At 43.5% G+C, this 14,707-nt stretch carries 11 protein-coding genes; 6 read left to right on the top strand and 5 right to left on the bottom strand.

Going from position 1 to position 14,707, the window contains the following annotated elements:
* Positions 1-72: 72 nt before the first annotated feature.
* The 4 genes from A3CS_RS0102560 to proQ all read right to left on the bottom strand — a co-directional run bounded on the left by A3CS_RS0102560 (position 73) and on the right by proQ (position 5,023).
* Complete coding sequence (locus A3CS_RS0102560) at positions 73-633, bottom strand: YcbK family protein (RefSeq protein ID WP_005547363.1); 561 nt, start codon at positions 631-633, stop codon at positions 73-75.
* A 64-nt stretch (positions 634-697) separates the two neighbouring features.
* Positions 698-2,206 carry a L,D-transpeptidase family protein gene (locus tag A3CS_RS0102555; protein WP_012821079.1) on the bottom strand — a complete coding sequence of 503 codons (1,509 nt, stop codon included), beginning with the start codon at positions 2,204-2,206 and terminating at the stop codon, positions 698-700.
* A gap of 77 nt (positions 2,207-2,283) precedes the next feature.
* On the bottom strand, positions 2,284-4,341 hold the full coding sequence (prc, locus tag A3CS_RS0102550) for a carboxy terminal-processing peptidase (RefSeq protein WP_005588507.1): 2,058 nt from the start codon (positions 4,339-4,341) through the stop codon (positions 2,284-2,286).
* 73 nt (positions 4,342-4,414) lie between these two features.
* Entirely contained in the window at positions 4,415-5,023 is a 609-nt protein-coding gene (proQ, locus tag A3CS_RS0102545) for an RNA chaperone ProQ (protein ID WP_005547369.1), read from the bottom strand.
* Between the two features lie 217 nt (positions 5,024-5,240).
* Here proQ and A3CS_RS0102540 point away from each other — a divergent pair, with 217 nt between their 5' ends.
* Positions 5,241-6,524, top strand: a complete 1,284-nt coding sequence (locus tag A3CS_RS0102540) for a paraquat-inducible protein A (protein ID WP_005547370.1) — start codon at positions 5,241-5,243, stop codon at positions 6,522-6,524.
* Positions 6,487-9,144 (top strand): PqiB family protein, encoded by a 2,658-nt coding sequence (locus tag A3CS_RS0102535; protein WP_005547372.1) that lies wholly within the window; start codon positions 6,487-6,489, stop codon positions 9,142-9,144. The genes A3CS_RS0102540 and A3CS_RS0102535 overlap by 38 nt, the downstream gene beginning before the upstream one ends.
* Before the next feature lie 75 nt (positions 9,145-9,219).
* Here A3CS_RS0102535 and pepT read toward each other — a convergent pair whose 3' ends face one another.
* On the bottom strand, positions 9,220-10,464 hold the full coding sequence (gene pepT / locus A3CS_RS0102530) for a peptidase T (RefSeq protein WP_019518208.1): 1,245 nt from the start codon (positions 10,462-10,464) through the stop codon (positions 9,220-9,222).
* A gap of 263 nt (positions 10,465-10,727) precedes the next feature.
* On the opposite strand from pepT, the gene potA reads away from it, so the two are divergent.
* From potA to A3CS_RS0102510, 4 genes are all read left to right on the top strand, one after another.
* Positions 10,728-11,846: a spermidine/putrescine ABC transporter ATP-binding protein PotA gene (potA, locus tag A3CS_RS0102525; protein WP_005547376.1), complete on the top strand. Its 1,119-nt coding sequence runs from the start codon at positions 10,728-10,730 to the stop codon at positions 11,844-11,846.
* Positions 11,830-12,690, top strand: coding sequence for a spermidine/putrescine ABC transporter permease PotB (gene potB, locus A3CS_RS0102520; protein WP_005547379.1), 861 nt, complete (start codon positions 11,830-11,832; stop codon positions 12,688-12,690). The genes potA and potB overlap by 17 nt, the downstream gene beginning before the upstream one ends.
* Positions 12,690-13,463 carry a spermidine/putrescine ABC transporter permease PotC gene (potC, locus tag A3CS_RS0102515; RefSeq protein WP_005542482.1) on the top strand — a complete coding sequence of 258 codons (774 nt, stop codon included), beginning with the start codon at positions 12,690-12,692 and terminating at the stop codon, positions 13,461-13,463. Before potB ends, potC begins: the two co-directional genes overlap by 1 nt.
* A gap of 130 nt (positions 13,464-13,593) precedes the next feature.
* Positions 13,594-14,691, top strand: a complete 1,098-nt coding sequence (locus A3CS_RS0102510) for an extracellular solute-binding protein (RefSeq protein WP_005573972.1) — start codon at positions 13,594-13,596, stop codon at positions 14,689-14,691.
* Positions 14,692-14,707 lie beyond the last annotated feature (16 nt).

Here is a 14,707-nt window from a genome sequence, read left to right as displayed (position 1 = left end):
ACCAGCCTTATTTACTCAGTAAAAAACCGCACCAAAGTGCGGTTAAAAATAACAACGTTTTTAAGCAACGGGCTAACTTCCTCTCCAGGTACGGACAGGGCCGGTATCCATGTGAATGAAGTTACTACGCGGATAGAAACCGACGCCGCCGTCATTTAACGCTTCCACCGCGTCGCGTAACTTCGCTAACGGAACGCCGTCAATGCGGAAATCAATGGCTTGACCACGGATATGATAACTATTGCTGGCGACACCGCGACTACGACGGTGCATTGCCGCATTGCTGGCAGCGGAACGATAACCGCAGATAATTTGGATTTCGGTGTTGCGTAAACCGAGGTTTTGCTGAACCCGATAAAACTTAGTAAAAAGCTGCGGGTCCATTTTATGTACTTGATTATTGCGCTTATCACGCAGTAAATGATCTAACAGTCGTAATGTCGTATTGGAAAACCCGCGACCAAGCACGAATTCCGCGCTTAATTTCTCTTGGGTATTAATGTTGCGAAAGCTCAACATACGGGGCCTTGGCGTTGAAACCACAGCTAAAACCGTATCAGGCAACAAAGTTGCACCCAATACAATTCCCCCTAAAGATAACCATTTGCGACGACTATGGTTAATATTGCTCATTATATTTTCCTGAATATGTTTAAAATCTGTTGTTTTGACTTACCTTGTGAATGTTAGTTCGAGGCTAAGGCTGAATATATTTTTTCAAAATGTCCCAGTCAATATAGCTCAGATTGGGTGCTTTGTCATAGCCATAAACATCCGGCAAGGTGTGTACTTGCTCTTTATCAACCCATGCAGTGACATAATATAAGAAAACCGGGTTATTGGATTTAACAGTTACAGACGTCGTTTTTCTGCTTTTCAGTACACTTTGTTTTCTTTCCGCCGTCCAACCCGCTTCTTTTAACAGAACTGTTGCCAATTCTTCGGATTTTTCAACACGCACACAACCGGAGCTTAAATCACGTCTTTTATTACCGAATAAGCTACGTTTTGGTGTATCGTGCAAATAAATAGCGTCGGAACTCGGCATATTAAATTTATAGTTGCCCAGTGCGCTATTGTCGCTTGGTACCTGACGCAAACGATATGGGAACTTCTTCGCCGTCATGTTTTCCCAGTCAATGGTATAAGGGTCAATGGTATTGCCTTTGCCGTCGATGATCGTATAACCATTACGATAAATGTAACTTGGATCCCGGCGCACTTTCGGAATAATGTCCTCGTTAATTAAACGGGTTGGCGCATTCCAAGGCGGATTAACCACCACATTGCTCAGACGGCTGAACATAACCGGCGTTTTGCGTTTATCGGTGCCCACAATCACGCGGGAATTCAAAACCAGTTTGCCGTCACGGTAGTAATTCAATTGATAACTCGGAATATTCACGAAAATCCCGTTATCGAATTCAGGCAGAATACGCAAACGCTGTGCGTTAATCGCTAAACGATGCAATTCATTAATACCGTTTTTGTCTAATTTGCCGTTTAGGATTAAATTTACTACCTTGGCTAACGTCTGCTTAAATAATGGATTTTCACCGGATAAGTTATTCACGAAAGCAAAAACATCATTATTTTTGACCGCACTTAGCCAGGAAGCGACTTGATTTTCGTCCGGTTTACCTGCTTTGTAGCTATTTTCCGAATATAACCATTTTTGCGCAAATTTCTTCACATTATTGACATAAAACAGATAATCTAAAAACGCATCGGTCAAGCTCACATCCTGCACAAACGCTTCTTTATCGGCAGACTGGCTTATCGCATTTAAGGCGTTAGCAGAACGCTTGGAAATGCCGCTTGCCACCATTAACGCATAATCACGCAAGAACTGTTGTTTGGCTTCTTCATCCTGCCACAGCGGCATAAAATTATTTTCCGCATAAATTTTTGCGATTAACGGTTTAAATTGCAGTTCCGTTTCACCGATGCGTTCAGCTAAACCTTGCTCCGCCAGTACTTGTTTCTCTGCTGCCAAACGTACCTCTTCGTTTTTTTTCTCGACGGCAAGACGCTCTTCTTCCGCTTTATTTTCTAAAGCCAGTTGCTGCGCCAAACCTAAATCGGTTTGTGCCTGGGCTTGCTCCGTGGCAGCCTCCGAAGGCTTCGTTTCTTCCGCAACCGCATTCCCCACACAGAACGCCATAGCTACCGTCAATGCGGTCAACTTAAAAGATTTCGTATTCATTAATCGCTGTGCCTTAATCTCTAAACTTAGCTAAAAACGACCGCACTTTTAGAAAGTGCGGTCAGAAAATGAAACGTTTACGGCTTTGCAGAGGTATCCGCGTCTTTCAGTCCGGTTTTTTCCGCATCAAATTTTACGACATCTGCAGCAATGAATTCTGCTTCTTTCAGAAAGAAATCCGGGGCTTCGTAATCTTTCGGTAAGTCATTAATGTCTTTTAACGGTTTCTTACCTTCACGTTTAAAGCGCTCATTAATATCTTTCAAACGTTTTTCGTCGTCCTTATCGTTTTCCGTTTTGCGTTTTTGATAATTCAAAGATAAGAACTTACGATCACGACGCTCGTCACGAATCTTTAAATCCTCGTTTAAAGCAATAAATTCCGGATTTTTCGCGATTCTTTCTTTGTGTTTTTTAGTCAACTCGGAAACAAAATCACGCGCCGTCATCACTTCGGAATAATTGACCGACGGAATTTTATCCCAAGGCAAGGCATTATCCTCTTTTTCTTCACCATATTCTTGCGCATCGATCACATCCGGGAATTTAATATCCGGTGCAACGCCTTTTAATTGGGTGCTTCCGCCATTAATACGATAGAATTTTTGAATGGTATATTGAATTAAGCCGAGCGGAGTTTGATCCAAGTCATACACAAAATTGAGTGAACGACTTTGTTGGACCGTGCCTTTTCCATAGGTATTTTGTCCGATAATAATGCCGCGGTTGTAATCCTGAATCGCGGCGGCAAAAATTTCCGACGCGGAAGCACTGAAACGGTTAATCATCACCAATAACGGACCGGTATATTGTTGCATATTGTCCGGATCTTCGTGTACACGAATACGTTGATAGGCGTCTCGCACTTGCACTACAGACCCATCGCTAATGAATAAGCCGCTTAAACCGACCGCTTCGGTCAACGCACCGCCACCGTTTTCCCGTAAATCCACGATTAACGCAGCGGTTTTTTTGTTCTTCATTTCTACCAATAATTTTTTCACGTCTTCCGTTAAACCGAGGTAGAAGCTTGGAATTTTAATCACGGCAACATTGATGCCGTCAACTTTTTCAACGGTTAATTTCGCCGCTTGATCTTCAATACGAATTTTATCGCGAACCAATGTCACAATACGGGATTTTCCGCCTTTTGCCGGTTCCACTTCCAAACGGACTTTAGAGCCTTTTTTCCCTTTGATTTTGTCAACGATGTCTTCCAGACGCCAACCGACAACATCCTCGATTTCGCCTTTCTCCTGACCAACACCGATAATTTTATCACCTGCTTTTAATTTTTTACTGCGTTCGGCAGGCGCTCCCGGAACTAAAGATTTAATACTGGTTTCACCATCCTCGGTTTGCAATGTGGCACCGACCCCTTCTAAAGATAAATTCATGCTTTCATTGAAACTTTTTGCCGTACGTGGGGCTAAATAACTGGTATGTGGATCAATTTCACGGGCAAAAGCGTTTAAATAGGTTTGTACCACATCATCCGCTTTAGTTTGGGTTAAGCGACGAATCGCCAAATTATAACGCTTAACTAATTTATCTTTAATTTCCGACCATTTTTTATCTTTTAATTTCAAGCTGATGATGTCGTTTTTAACGCGCGCTTCCCATAACTTATTCGCTTCTTTTTCGGTTTTCGGCCAGGCTGCTTTTTCACGATCAATTTCAATTTGATCATCATCGTTCAAATGCGGTTCTTTATCCAGCAAAGACAAGGCATAACGATAACGTTCATAACGGCGTTTCATCATTAACTCATACATATTAAAAGCAATATCTAAATTACCTGCATTCAACTCGTCATCAATTTTATTGCCATATTTAGTGAACATTTCATCAATATCGGATTGCAAAAACGTCGTACGGTTAAAATCCAACGCTTTAAGGTAACGATCAAAAATCTTTTTCGAAAATTCATCATCCAGCTGAAATCTACGGTAATGAGACTGAGTTAGGCGGGTTGTCGCACGTTTCGTGGCAAACATGTTGGATTCCGACGGCTGTAAAGAGACCAGATCACTTTGTTTTAATTTCGGTTGTACCGCGTCCGCAATATTGACATTAAGCAAAAAGGAAGTTAATACAAGTGCGGTCAGATAGCTTTTTGTTTTCATAAATTTCATTCAAACTTTCCTAATTAAAATACGGCAATAAACAAAGCTATCTGTGAAAGATAGCTTTGTTAATTAAAAGAATTTAGGCAAATAAACGATCTGCCGTGACAGTAATCACCAAACCGTTTTCCAATTCCACCCTGGCGGCATCGCCGGAAATTTCCAAAATGGTGGCGTTTTTCGCATGGTCAGCTGCTTTGACTTTTACCTGCTGACCGACCTGCAACATCGCCATATCCACGTTATTGAAATTAAAATTAGGTTTACGGGCATGCTTTTCACCTTGCTTCTGATTGCGACGGACAGAGCGTTTTTTCTCATTTTCGCCTTTTGCCGCTTTTTCCGCCGCACGTTTTTGGGCAATTAAGGCTTTAGCTTCCGCTAATTGTTGCGCGGCATGATCAGCATGTTCTTGCTCCAGTTCCCCCACCGGATTACCCTGTAAATCCACGCGCATTGCACCGGCTTTGCAGCCGTGTAGGTAACGCCAGTTTGAAGTATATTGACGCAAGGCGTGGCGGAGTTGGGTTTTGCTTACGCGCTCGTCATCTTTCAGCGCTTCGCTTAAATCCTGAAACAAACCGATTTTTAACGGTTTGGCTTCCCCCTCAATAGAAAAACATAGCGGAAATTTTTCCGCTAAATAAGCAATAATCTCTTTATTATTTGTTAACTTTTGTATTTCTGTCATTGCGAAATCCTGCATAGATTTTAATAAGTAGAAAAACTTACCATAGTTTAGCTTACTTTCAGAAAAAATGACAATTAATAATCTATCTACTGAAAAGAAATAATAAATTCCGCGAAAAATGACCGCACTTTTTCTGTCTAAGCAAGATAAATTCGTACTAAAAACGAAAAATACAGTATAAAATACGCGCTTCTTTAATATTTAGGTAACTTGATTCATGACAGCACATTCCAAGTTAAATTTGGCCGACGCTACTTTTCATCGCCTCGTTCGTTGCGGTGAATGCAATGCCGTGGTTAAAATTTCTGCATTACAACGAGGGCAACGTGCCCTTTGTCCGCGCTGCCAGAATGTGTTATATACCACCAGCCGCTGGAGTTTAAAACGCTGTTCGATTATCGCCATCTCTATTTTAATCCTGATGCCTTTCGCTTTAACTTACCCGCTTTTAAGCATAGATTTATTAGGCGAAAAAATTGACGCCTCGGTCTGGCTGGGCGTGTGGAAAATGGCGACACAAGGTTTTTCTTACACTGCATTTTTAGTGTTTCTTTGCGCCGTGTTTATGCCCATTGCCTTTGCGCTGCTGGTTATTCTGCTGCGGCTGTCACAGATCATGCACATAAAACCACGCAATTTGTTGATTTCCCTCAGTTATATTAAACCCTGGGTGATGTTTGACGTGTATTTGGTGGCATTGGGCGTGAGCATTTTCAAAGTGCAGGAGTACGCCACATTAGAACTGAATATTTACTTAATCGCTTTTATTTTTACCGCACTTTTAACCACGCTCTTGTTTATTAAAATTAACCCCGACGAAGTGTGGAACGATTTTTACCCGCAAAGCAAAGCGGTCAATAATCTCACGCATACGGAAGATTTACGTTATTGTCATTCCTGCCAATATAGCTTTATTAATCCGCTCACCGATCGCAAAGGGCGCGAAATCTGTCCGCGTTGCTATTCGCAAATTGATTTGCCAAACGCCATTAAATTACAACGCACCTGGGCGCTATTAATTGCGGGTATTATCATGCTGTTTCCGGCAAATTTATTGCCGATGTCGGTGATTTATTTAAACGGTGCGCCAAGTACGGACACCTTAATGTCGGGCGTGATCAGTTTTATTGATATGGGCAGTTACTTCATTGCTTTTGTGGTATTTACCGCCAGTATTTTCGTGCCCATTAGCAAAGTGTTGATTATGTTGTACCTGCTCACCTGCATACACTTTAAACTGAAACATTCTATTCGCTGGCAAATGCGTTTGTTGCATATCGTGCATTTCGTCGGACGCTGGTCAATGCTTGATTTATTCGTATTGGCACTGATGATGTCTTTGGTTACCCGAGGGCAGATTATCGACTTTTCTGTAGGTACAGCGGCGCTCTATTTCGGCGCGGCGGTATTTTTGACAATGATTGCAGCGGAGCAATTTGACAGCCGCTTAATTTGGGAAATCTATGACAGACAACAAGCAAAACACGCAACATCAAAATAATGAAACGGAAGTCAACGCGCAGGTGCGTCAAAACCGGCGTATTTCGCCATTTTGGTTGTTACCTTTCATCGCCCTGTGTATCAGTGCCATTTTGTTCTTCCAAATTGTGCAGGAACAGGGTATCAGCGTAAAAATCACTTTTACCAACGGTGACGGTATCGTTGCCGGCAAAACACAAATTCGCTACCAAGGTTTGCAAATCGGGGTAGTAAAGAAGGTGAATTTCACCGATGATCTGCAAAAAGTGGAAGTGGTAGCCAATATTTACCCTGAGGCCAAAACCGTCTTACGGGAAAACACCAAATTCTGGCTGGTGAAACCAAGTGCATCCCTTGCCGGGATTTCAGGCTTAGATGCATTGGTTTCAGGTAATTACATCACCTTACAACCGGGCGGGGGGGACACCGAACATGAATTCATGGCAGAAACGAAAGGCCCTATAGCACAGCTTACTCCGGGTGATTTACTGATTCATTTAATTGCCGATGATTTGGGCTCTATTTCAATCGGTGCATCTATCTATTACAAAAAGATACCCGTGGGTCGAATCTATGATTTCCATTTCACCGAAGACGGCAAAAAAGTGGAAATTGATGTGGTCATCAATAAGCCTTACGCCAAATTTGTCAAAAAAGACAGCCATTTCTGGAATATCAGCGGCATCAGCGCCAGCATTGACGTTTCCGGTTTAAACGTTAACGTAGACAGCCTTAATTCTGTGGTGCAAGGTGCTGCTGCTTTTGATTCGCCAAACAACAGCCCGGCAGCGGAAATGAACGAAAGCTACACACTTTATTCCAACCTGCAAGCGGCAAAACGCGGTATCAACATTAATGTCAACCTTCCGAACACTGTCGGTTTGGTAGCAGGGAAAACCCACGTTTATTACCAAAATACCGAAATCGGCGTGTTATCCGAATTAAGTGCGGTAGAAAATAACGATGAAATGTTAAGTGGTACGTTATTAATTGATCCGAATCTTGCCAATTTGTTCAAAGCCAACAGCAACATTGTATTGCGCGTGAAAAAACCGGGTCTGGCAGATTTAACCGATGTACAAAAACTGCTACGCGGCAAATATTTTGAGGTGTTGCCGGGCGACGGTGAAAACCGAACGGATTTCGATGTGATTAAAGAAAGCGAGTTATTACTGAAACAGCCGAACACCTTAGTGCTGAATTTAACCGCACCGGAAACTTACGGTATCAACGAAGGACAACCGTTGATTTATAACAACATTCAAATCGGCGAAATTGTGTCTCAGCAAATTGATACCGACGGCGTCAAATTCAAAGTCGCAATCGCCGGCGAGTATCGCCATTTAATTCACGGCGATACCCTATTTATCGCCGCCTCCAATTTTGAAGTGAGTTTGGGTGTTGACGGCTTACGTTTTGAAGCCGCCACACCGGAAAAATGGCTGCAAGGCGGCATTCGCGTGGTGGCGGGTAAAAATCAGGGCAAAGCAAAAGAAAGCTATACCCTTTACAGCGATTTAACCAACGCGGAAGCCGGCATTACCGAAAACCGACCGCAACCTACCATCACGCTGACCACGTCCAATTTACCAAGTATTAACAAAGGCTCATTGGTGCTTTACCGCCAATATGAAGTGGGTAAAATTTTGGATATCCGTCCGCAAACCCAACATTTTGCCGTGGATGTGTTTATTTATCCGAAATACCGCTATTTATTGACGGACAAAAGCGTCTTCTGGATGGAAAGTGCGGCGCAAATTGACATTACCCCGAAAGGCATCAGCATTCAGGCAACGCCCGTAGCACGTTCGTTAAAAGGCGCTATCAGCTTTGATAATAGCGGCGGTAAAGGCAACCATACCCTTTATCCGAACGAACTGCGCGCCAAGTCTGCAGAGCAACAAATCACCCTGACTGCCGAGGACGCCACTAACCTCAGCAAAGGCATGGCGTTACGTTATTTAGGCTTAACCATTGGTGAAATCGACAGCATTCAGCTTAATCAAAAGAGCAATAAAATCATCGCTAAAGCATTAATTAACCCGAATTACATGGCGCTAATCGCCAAAGAAGGCTCGCGCTTCAAAGTGATTTCACCGCAAATTTCCGCCGGCGGTATTGAAAATATCGACAGCTTATTGCAACCGTACATTGATGTGGAAGTGGGTTCCGGCAAAAGCAAAACACAATTTGCCTTAAGCCAATCCGTCAACAATAACATTAAATATACCAATGGGTTACCGCTTGTGCTGGAAACCAACGACGCGCTAAATATTACCGCGGGATCGCCGATTATGTATCGTGGCGTGGAAGTGGGAACCATTAAAAACTTAGAGCTGAATTCGTTGGGCGATCGGGTATTTATCAACATTCTTATCGCCCCGAAATATCAGCACCTCGTGCGCCAAAATTCCGAATTCTGGATCGCCTCCGGTTACGATTTCAACCTCGGCTGGTCCGGCGCCCAATTCAACACCGGCAGCGTACAACAGCTGTTAAAAGGCGGCATTTCCTTCTCTACGCCGTCAGGCACGGTGGTGCAAGGGCAGGTAAAAGCAAATCAGCATTTCTTATTGCAAGCCAAACGCCCGGAAAATGCACAGAAATGGAATCAAGGCGCGTTACCGGCAGCCAAAAATTAATGGAAAAAATGACCGCACTTTAAACATAACCTCTTGTGGCTACATAAAGTGCGGTCGTTTTTACAAGCGTTTTTATCATGACGCCTTAGCCGCCAGCTCGACCAGTTTGACAATCACGTTCACCGCGTTTTTCATGCCCTCCAGGGTAATCAATTCGTGTTTGCTGTGAAAATTATAGCCGCCGGTGAAAATGTTCGGGCAAGCCAATCCTTTTTCCGCCAACCAAGCGCCGTCGGTGCCGCCACGAATCAATTTATGGTTGGGGGTAACGCCGCATTGTTGCATCGCCAAATCCGCCAATTCAATGGATTGAGGGACTTTCTTCACCGTTTCGTTCATATTTTTGTAGCTGTCGGAAATCATTAACTCAATGGGTTTCGGTAAACGTTTTTCGCGATTGAATTTTTCCACCAATGCCGTGATGAATTGTTTACGCTGTTCAAAGGTATTCCATTCAAAATCACGAATCAGGTAATGCAATTCCACTTTTTCAATGTCGCCGGTAAAATGATTTAAATGGAAAAAACCTTCGCGCTGTTCGGTATTTTCCGGTGTTTCCGCCGATGAAAACGCATTTTGAAACTCACACGCCAAGGTCAGCGCATTCACCATTTTTTTCTTAGCGGCGCCGGGGTGAATATTGCGCCCGTGAAATGTGATTTTGGCGGAAGCGGCATTAAAGTTTTCGTATTCCAGCTCGCCCACCGCGCCGCCATCAATAGTGTAGGCCCAATCGCAAGGGAAATCTTCAAAAGGGAAAAACTGCATCCCTAAGCCGATTTCTTCATCGGGCGTGAAAGCGACACGGATATTACAATGGGGCAGATTTTCCGTTTTTAGGCGATAAAGTGCGGTCATAATTTCCGCTATTCCTGCTTTGTTATCCGCGCCTAATAAGGTGTTGCCGTCGGTCACAATCAGGGTTTTACCCGTTAATTGGTGCAGGAAGGAATAATACACGGGGCTGATAAACTCTTCGCCGATGCCAAGGGCGATGTCACCGCCGCGATAATTTTCAATCAATTCCGGCTGAACGTTCTTGCCGCTACATTCGGGCGAGGTGTCTAAATGAGAAATCAAACCGATGGTCGGCGAATCAGGATCCACATTGGAGGGCAAAAATGCGGTAAGCACGGCGTGCTTGCTTAATTCAATATTTTGCAAACCCAATGCGATAAGCTCCTGCTGCAAATGTTTGGCTAATGCCAGCTGCCCTGCCGTACTGGGCGAAACTTTGGCGCCGGGCTTGGATTGCGTGTCGTAACTCACATAGTTGAAAAAACGCTCCAATACGGGTTCTTGAGATAATAAATCCTGCATTATTCTTCTCCTGTTTTAAGTATTTTGCTTTCCGAAAAAATTCATTGAAAAATTGCTGTTAGTCTAGCCGTAAAATAATGACAGTTCCTTGATATATAACAAATATCCGACTTTTTATGAAAAATCACTATTAATTGCTTTTCATTATGCCCTGATCGCTATATCATTAGCGTTCATTTTTACAGTCGCCGCCTGCATTTTGTAGGTATTCGTTTCTAATTTATATCGAAAAATTCGGTACATTAGGGAGAAAACCAAAGCTAGTGGAAAATACAGTTCAAAACAAGCCAATTATCGAGCTTCGTTCCATTACTAAATCCTACGGTTCCAACACCATTATTAAAGACTTCAATTTAACCATTAATAACGGTGAATTTTTGACAATTCTCGGCCCCTCCGGCTGCGGCAAAACAACGGTATTGCGTTTGCTTGCAGGCTTGGAAGAATTAGATTCGGGCAACATCATTTTAGACGGTGAAGACATCACCAACGTGCCGGCAGAGAAACGCCACGTTAACACCGTATTCCAAAGCTACGCACTTTTTCCGCACATGACCATCTTTGAAAACGTCGCTTTCGGTTTGCGTATGCAAAAAGTGCCGGAGGCGGAAATTAAACCGCGCGTGTTAGAAGCCCTACGCATGGTGCAATTAGAAGAAATGGCGGATCGTAAGCCGACCCAGCTTTCCGGTGGCCAGCAACAACGTATTGCCATTGCCCGGGCGGTTGTAAATAAACCTAAAGTGTTATTACTCGACGAATCCCTCTCCGCGTTGGACTACAAATTGCGTAAACAAATGCAATACGAACTGAAAGTGTTGCAGCGCCAGTTAGGTATCACATTTATTTTTGTAACCCACGATCAGGAAGAAGCGATTACCATGTCCGACCGTATTGTGTTGTTACGTAAAGGTAAAATCGCACAAGACGGTTCGCCGCGTGAAATTTACGAAGAACCTGCAAACCTGTTCGTCGCACGTTTTATCGGCGAAATTAATGTGTTTGATGCCACTGTGATTGAACGTAAATCGGAAAATGTGGTGTTGGCGAACGTGGAAGGTCGCGTTTGTGATATTTATACGGACATTCCGGTGAAAAAAGATCAGCAGCTTCAAGTGTTGTTTCGTCCCGAAGATATTGTAATTAAAGAACTTGACGAGCATGAACATTCCAAAGCCATTATCGGTCATATTATCGACCGCACTTATAAAGGCATGACCTTAGAATCCACCGTGGAATTTGAACAAAACGGCAAACGCGTGCTGGTCAGCGAATTCTTTAACGAAGATGATCCTCACATGGATCACAGTATTGGTCAACGTGTAGGCATTACATGGCACGAAGGTTGGGAGGTTGTACTCAACGATGAAGATAATCAATAATAAATTCCAGAAAATTACTGTTGCGATTATCTTCAGCTGGCTAATCTTCTTCGTGCTGATCCCAAACTTATTGGTATTAGTCGTAAGTTTTTTAACCCGAGATGGTAGCAACTTTTATACCTTGCCATTTAACTTTGAAAACTACATCAACCTGTTTAATCCGCTTTATGCGCAGGTGGTGTGGAACTCATTGTATATGTCAATCATTGCCACCATTATTTGTTTACTAATCGGTTATCCGTTTGCCTTTATGGTCAGTAAAATTCACCCGAAATATCGACCGCTCTTATTGTTCCTTGTGGTGTTGCCGTTCTGGACAAACTCGCTTATTCGTATTTACGGCATGAAAGTGTTCCTCGGCGTGAAAGGCGTATTGAACACCATGTTATTGGAAATGGGTATTTTGAGTGAACCGATTCGGATTCTGAACACCGAAGTGGCGGTGATTATCGGTTTGGTGTATTTGCTTCTGCCGTTCATGATTCTGCCGCTCTACTCCGCCATTGAAAAGTTAGACGGACGCTTATTGGAAGCGGCAAAAGACTTGGGGGCAAACGCGTTCCAACGATTCTTCCGCGTGATTCTGCCGTTGACCATGCCGGGCATCGTTGCAGGCTGCTTGTTGGTATTATTGCCGGCAATGGGAATGTTTTATGTAGCGGACTTACTCGGCGGCGCGAAAGTGTTGCTTGTGGGTAACGTGATTAAGAGCGAATTCTTAATTTCCCGCAACTGGCCGTTCGGCTCCGCAATCAGTATCGGATTGACCATTTTGATGGCATTACTCATCTTCGTGTATTACCGCGCGAATAAATTATTGAACAAAAAAGTGGAGTTGGAATAATGAGCCGTTTACTACGCAATATTTTTATGTTTGTGGTATACGCTTATTTGTATATCCCGATTGTTATTTTAGTGACGAACTCTTTCAATTCAGACCGCTACGGTTTAAGTTGGAAAGGCTTCAGTTGGAACTGGTACGAGCGTTTATTTAACAACGACACCTTAATTCAGGCGGCGATTCACTCCGTTACCATAGCTTTTTTTGCAGCAACACTTGCGACCATCGTTGGCGGCTTAACGGCTATCGCGCTTTATCGTTATCGTTTCCGTGGCAAACAGGCGGTAAGCGGTATGTTGTTTATCGTGATGATGTCGCCGGATATCGTAATGGCGGTATCCTTACTCGCCTTATTTATGGTGGTGGGGATTTCCTTAGGTTTCTGGTCATTGCTTTTGGCACACGTAACTTTTTGTCTGCCTTACGTTACCGTCACCATTTTCTCCCGCTTAAACGGTTTTGACGCCAGAATGCTGGAAGCGGCGAAAGATTTGGGTGCAAGCGAAATCACCATTTTACGTAAAATCATCCTGCCGCTTGCCTTACCGGCGGTGGTGTCCGGTTGGTTGTTAAGTTTCACCATTTCACTGGATGACGTTGTGGTGTCCTCCTTTGTGAGCGGTGTCAGCTACGAAATCCTGCCGTTGCGTATCTTCTCCTTGGTGAAAACCGGAGTGACGCCGGAAGTGAATGCCCTTGCAACCATCATGATTGTGTTGTCATTATTACTAGTCATTGCCAGTCAATTTATTGGCAAGAAACACAAAGACATCTAGATATAATAATGCTTCACAAATAATTTAATAGCACATACAATACGCCTTGACGCAAAATCAAGGCGTTTTTTTATACCTGCATTTCATGCAGGTGGTTTTTTACCCCCTCTTTTACGGAGAACAAACAAAAATGAAAAAATTTGCCGGTTTATTCACCGCAAGTATGATCGCTGTTGCACTTACCGGTTGTAACGATAAAGACAACAAGCAAGCGCAAGCAACGCCGGAAGCCCCTAAAGCTGAAGCACCCGCAAATGATACCGTGTATCTTTACACTTGGACTGAATATGTACCGGATGGTCTTCTCGATGAATTCACCAAAGAAACCGGTATTAAAGTGATTGTTTCCAGTCTCGAATCCAACGAAACCATGTATGCAAAAATCAAAACCCAAGGTGCTGCCGGCGGTTATGATGTTATTGCGCCTTCCAACTACTTCGTGTCCAAAATGGCGCGCGAAGGCATGTTAAAAGAACTTGATCACAGCAAATTACCCGTCATTAAAGAATTAGACCCTGATTGGCTCGACAAACCTTACGACAAAGGCAACAAATATTCCCTTCCGCAATTATTAGGCGCTCCGGGCATTGCCTTTAACACTAACACTTACAAAGGCAGCGATTTCACCTCCTGGGGCGATTTATGGAAACCTGAATTTGCCAATAAAGTACAATTATTAGACGATGCCCGCGAAGTATTCAATATCGCGTTATTGAAAATCGGCCAGGATCCGAACACACAAGATCCGGCGATTATCAAACAGGCTTATGAAGAATTACTGAAATTACGTCCAAACGTGCTTTCTTTCAATTCCGACAACCCGGCAAACTCTTTCATTTCCGGTGAAGTGGAAGTCGGTCAATTATGGAATGGTTCCGTACGTATTGCGAAAAAAGAACAGGCACCTTTAGACATGGTGTTCCCGAAAGAAGGTCCGGTCCTTTGGGTAGATACCCTCGCGATTCCGGTTACTTCTAAAAACCCGGACGGCGCACACAAATTAATTAACTATATGTTGGGCGCAAAAGCGGCGGAAAAATTAACCTTAGCTATCGGCTATCCAACCGCTAACCTTGAAGCGAAAAAAGCCTTACCGAAAGAAATCACTGAAGATTCGGCGATTTACCCATCTGCCGACGTGCTACAAAAAAGCTACTGGCAAGATGATGTGGGCGACGCGATTCAATACTACGAGCAATATTATCAAGAGCTGAAAGCAGCGAAATAATTAGTTCCAACACAAA

The organism is Aggregatibacter actinomycetemcomitans DSM 8324, assembly GCF_000372365.1.
GTDB classification, from domain to species: domain Bacteria; phylum Pseudomonadota; class Gammaproteobacteria; order Enterobacterales; family Pasteurellaceae; genus Aggregatibacter; species Aggregatibacter actinomycetemcomitans.
Note: the sequence above shows the minus strand (reverse complement) of the source record. Positions and strands in the feature narration are given on the sequence as shown.

What these genes read in the sequence shown, in the direction of transcription:
- A3CS_RS0102535 (WP_005547372.1), top strand. Translation starts at nt 6,487, where the DNA reads ATGACAGACAACAAGCAAAACACGCAACATCAAAATAATGAAACGGAA.
- A3CS_RS0102560 (WP_005547363.1), bottom strand. Translation starts at nt 633, where the DNA reads ATGAGCAATATTAACCATAGTCGTCGCAAATGGTTATCTTTAGGGGGA.
- proQ (WP_005547369.1), bottom strand. Translation starts at nt 5,023, where the DNA reads ATGACAGAAATACAAAAGTTAACAAATAATAAAGAGATTATTGCTTAT.
- pepT (WP_019518208.1), bottom strand. Translation starts at nt 10,464, where the DNA reads ATGCAGGATTTATTATCTCAAGAACCCGTATTGGAGCGTTTTTTCAAC.
- potB (WP_005547379.1), top strand. Translation starts at nt 11,830, where the DNA reads ATGAAGATAATCAATAATAAATTCCAGAAAATTACTGTTGCGATTATC.
- prc (WP_005588507.1), bottom strand. Translation starts at nt 4,341, where the DNA reads ATGAAATTTATGAAAACAAAAAGCTATCTGACCGCACTTGTATTAACT.
- A3CS_RS0102510 (WP_005573972.1), top strand. Translation starts at nt 13,594, where the DNA reads ATGAAAAAATTTGCCGGTTTATTCACCGCAAGTATGATCGCTGTTGCA.
- potC (WP_005542482.1), top strand. Translation starts at nt 12,690, where the DNA reads ATGAGCCGTTTACTACGCAATATTTTTATGTTTGTGGTATACGCTTAT.
- A3CS_RS0102555 (WP_012821079.1), bottom strand. Translation starts at nt 2,206, where the DNA reads ATGAATACGAAATCTTTTAAGTTGACCGCATTGACGGTAGCTATGGCG.
- A3CS_RS0102540 (WP_005547370.1), top strand. Translation starts at nt 5,241, where the DNA reads ATGACAGCACATTCCAAGTTAAATTTGGCCGACGCTACTTTTCATCGC.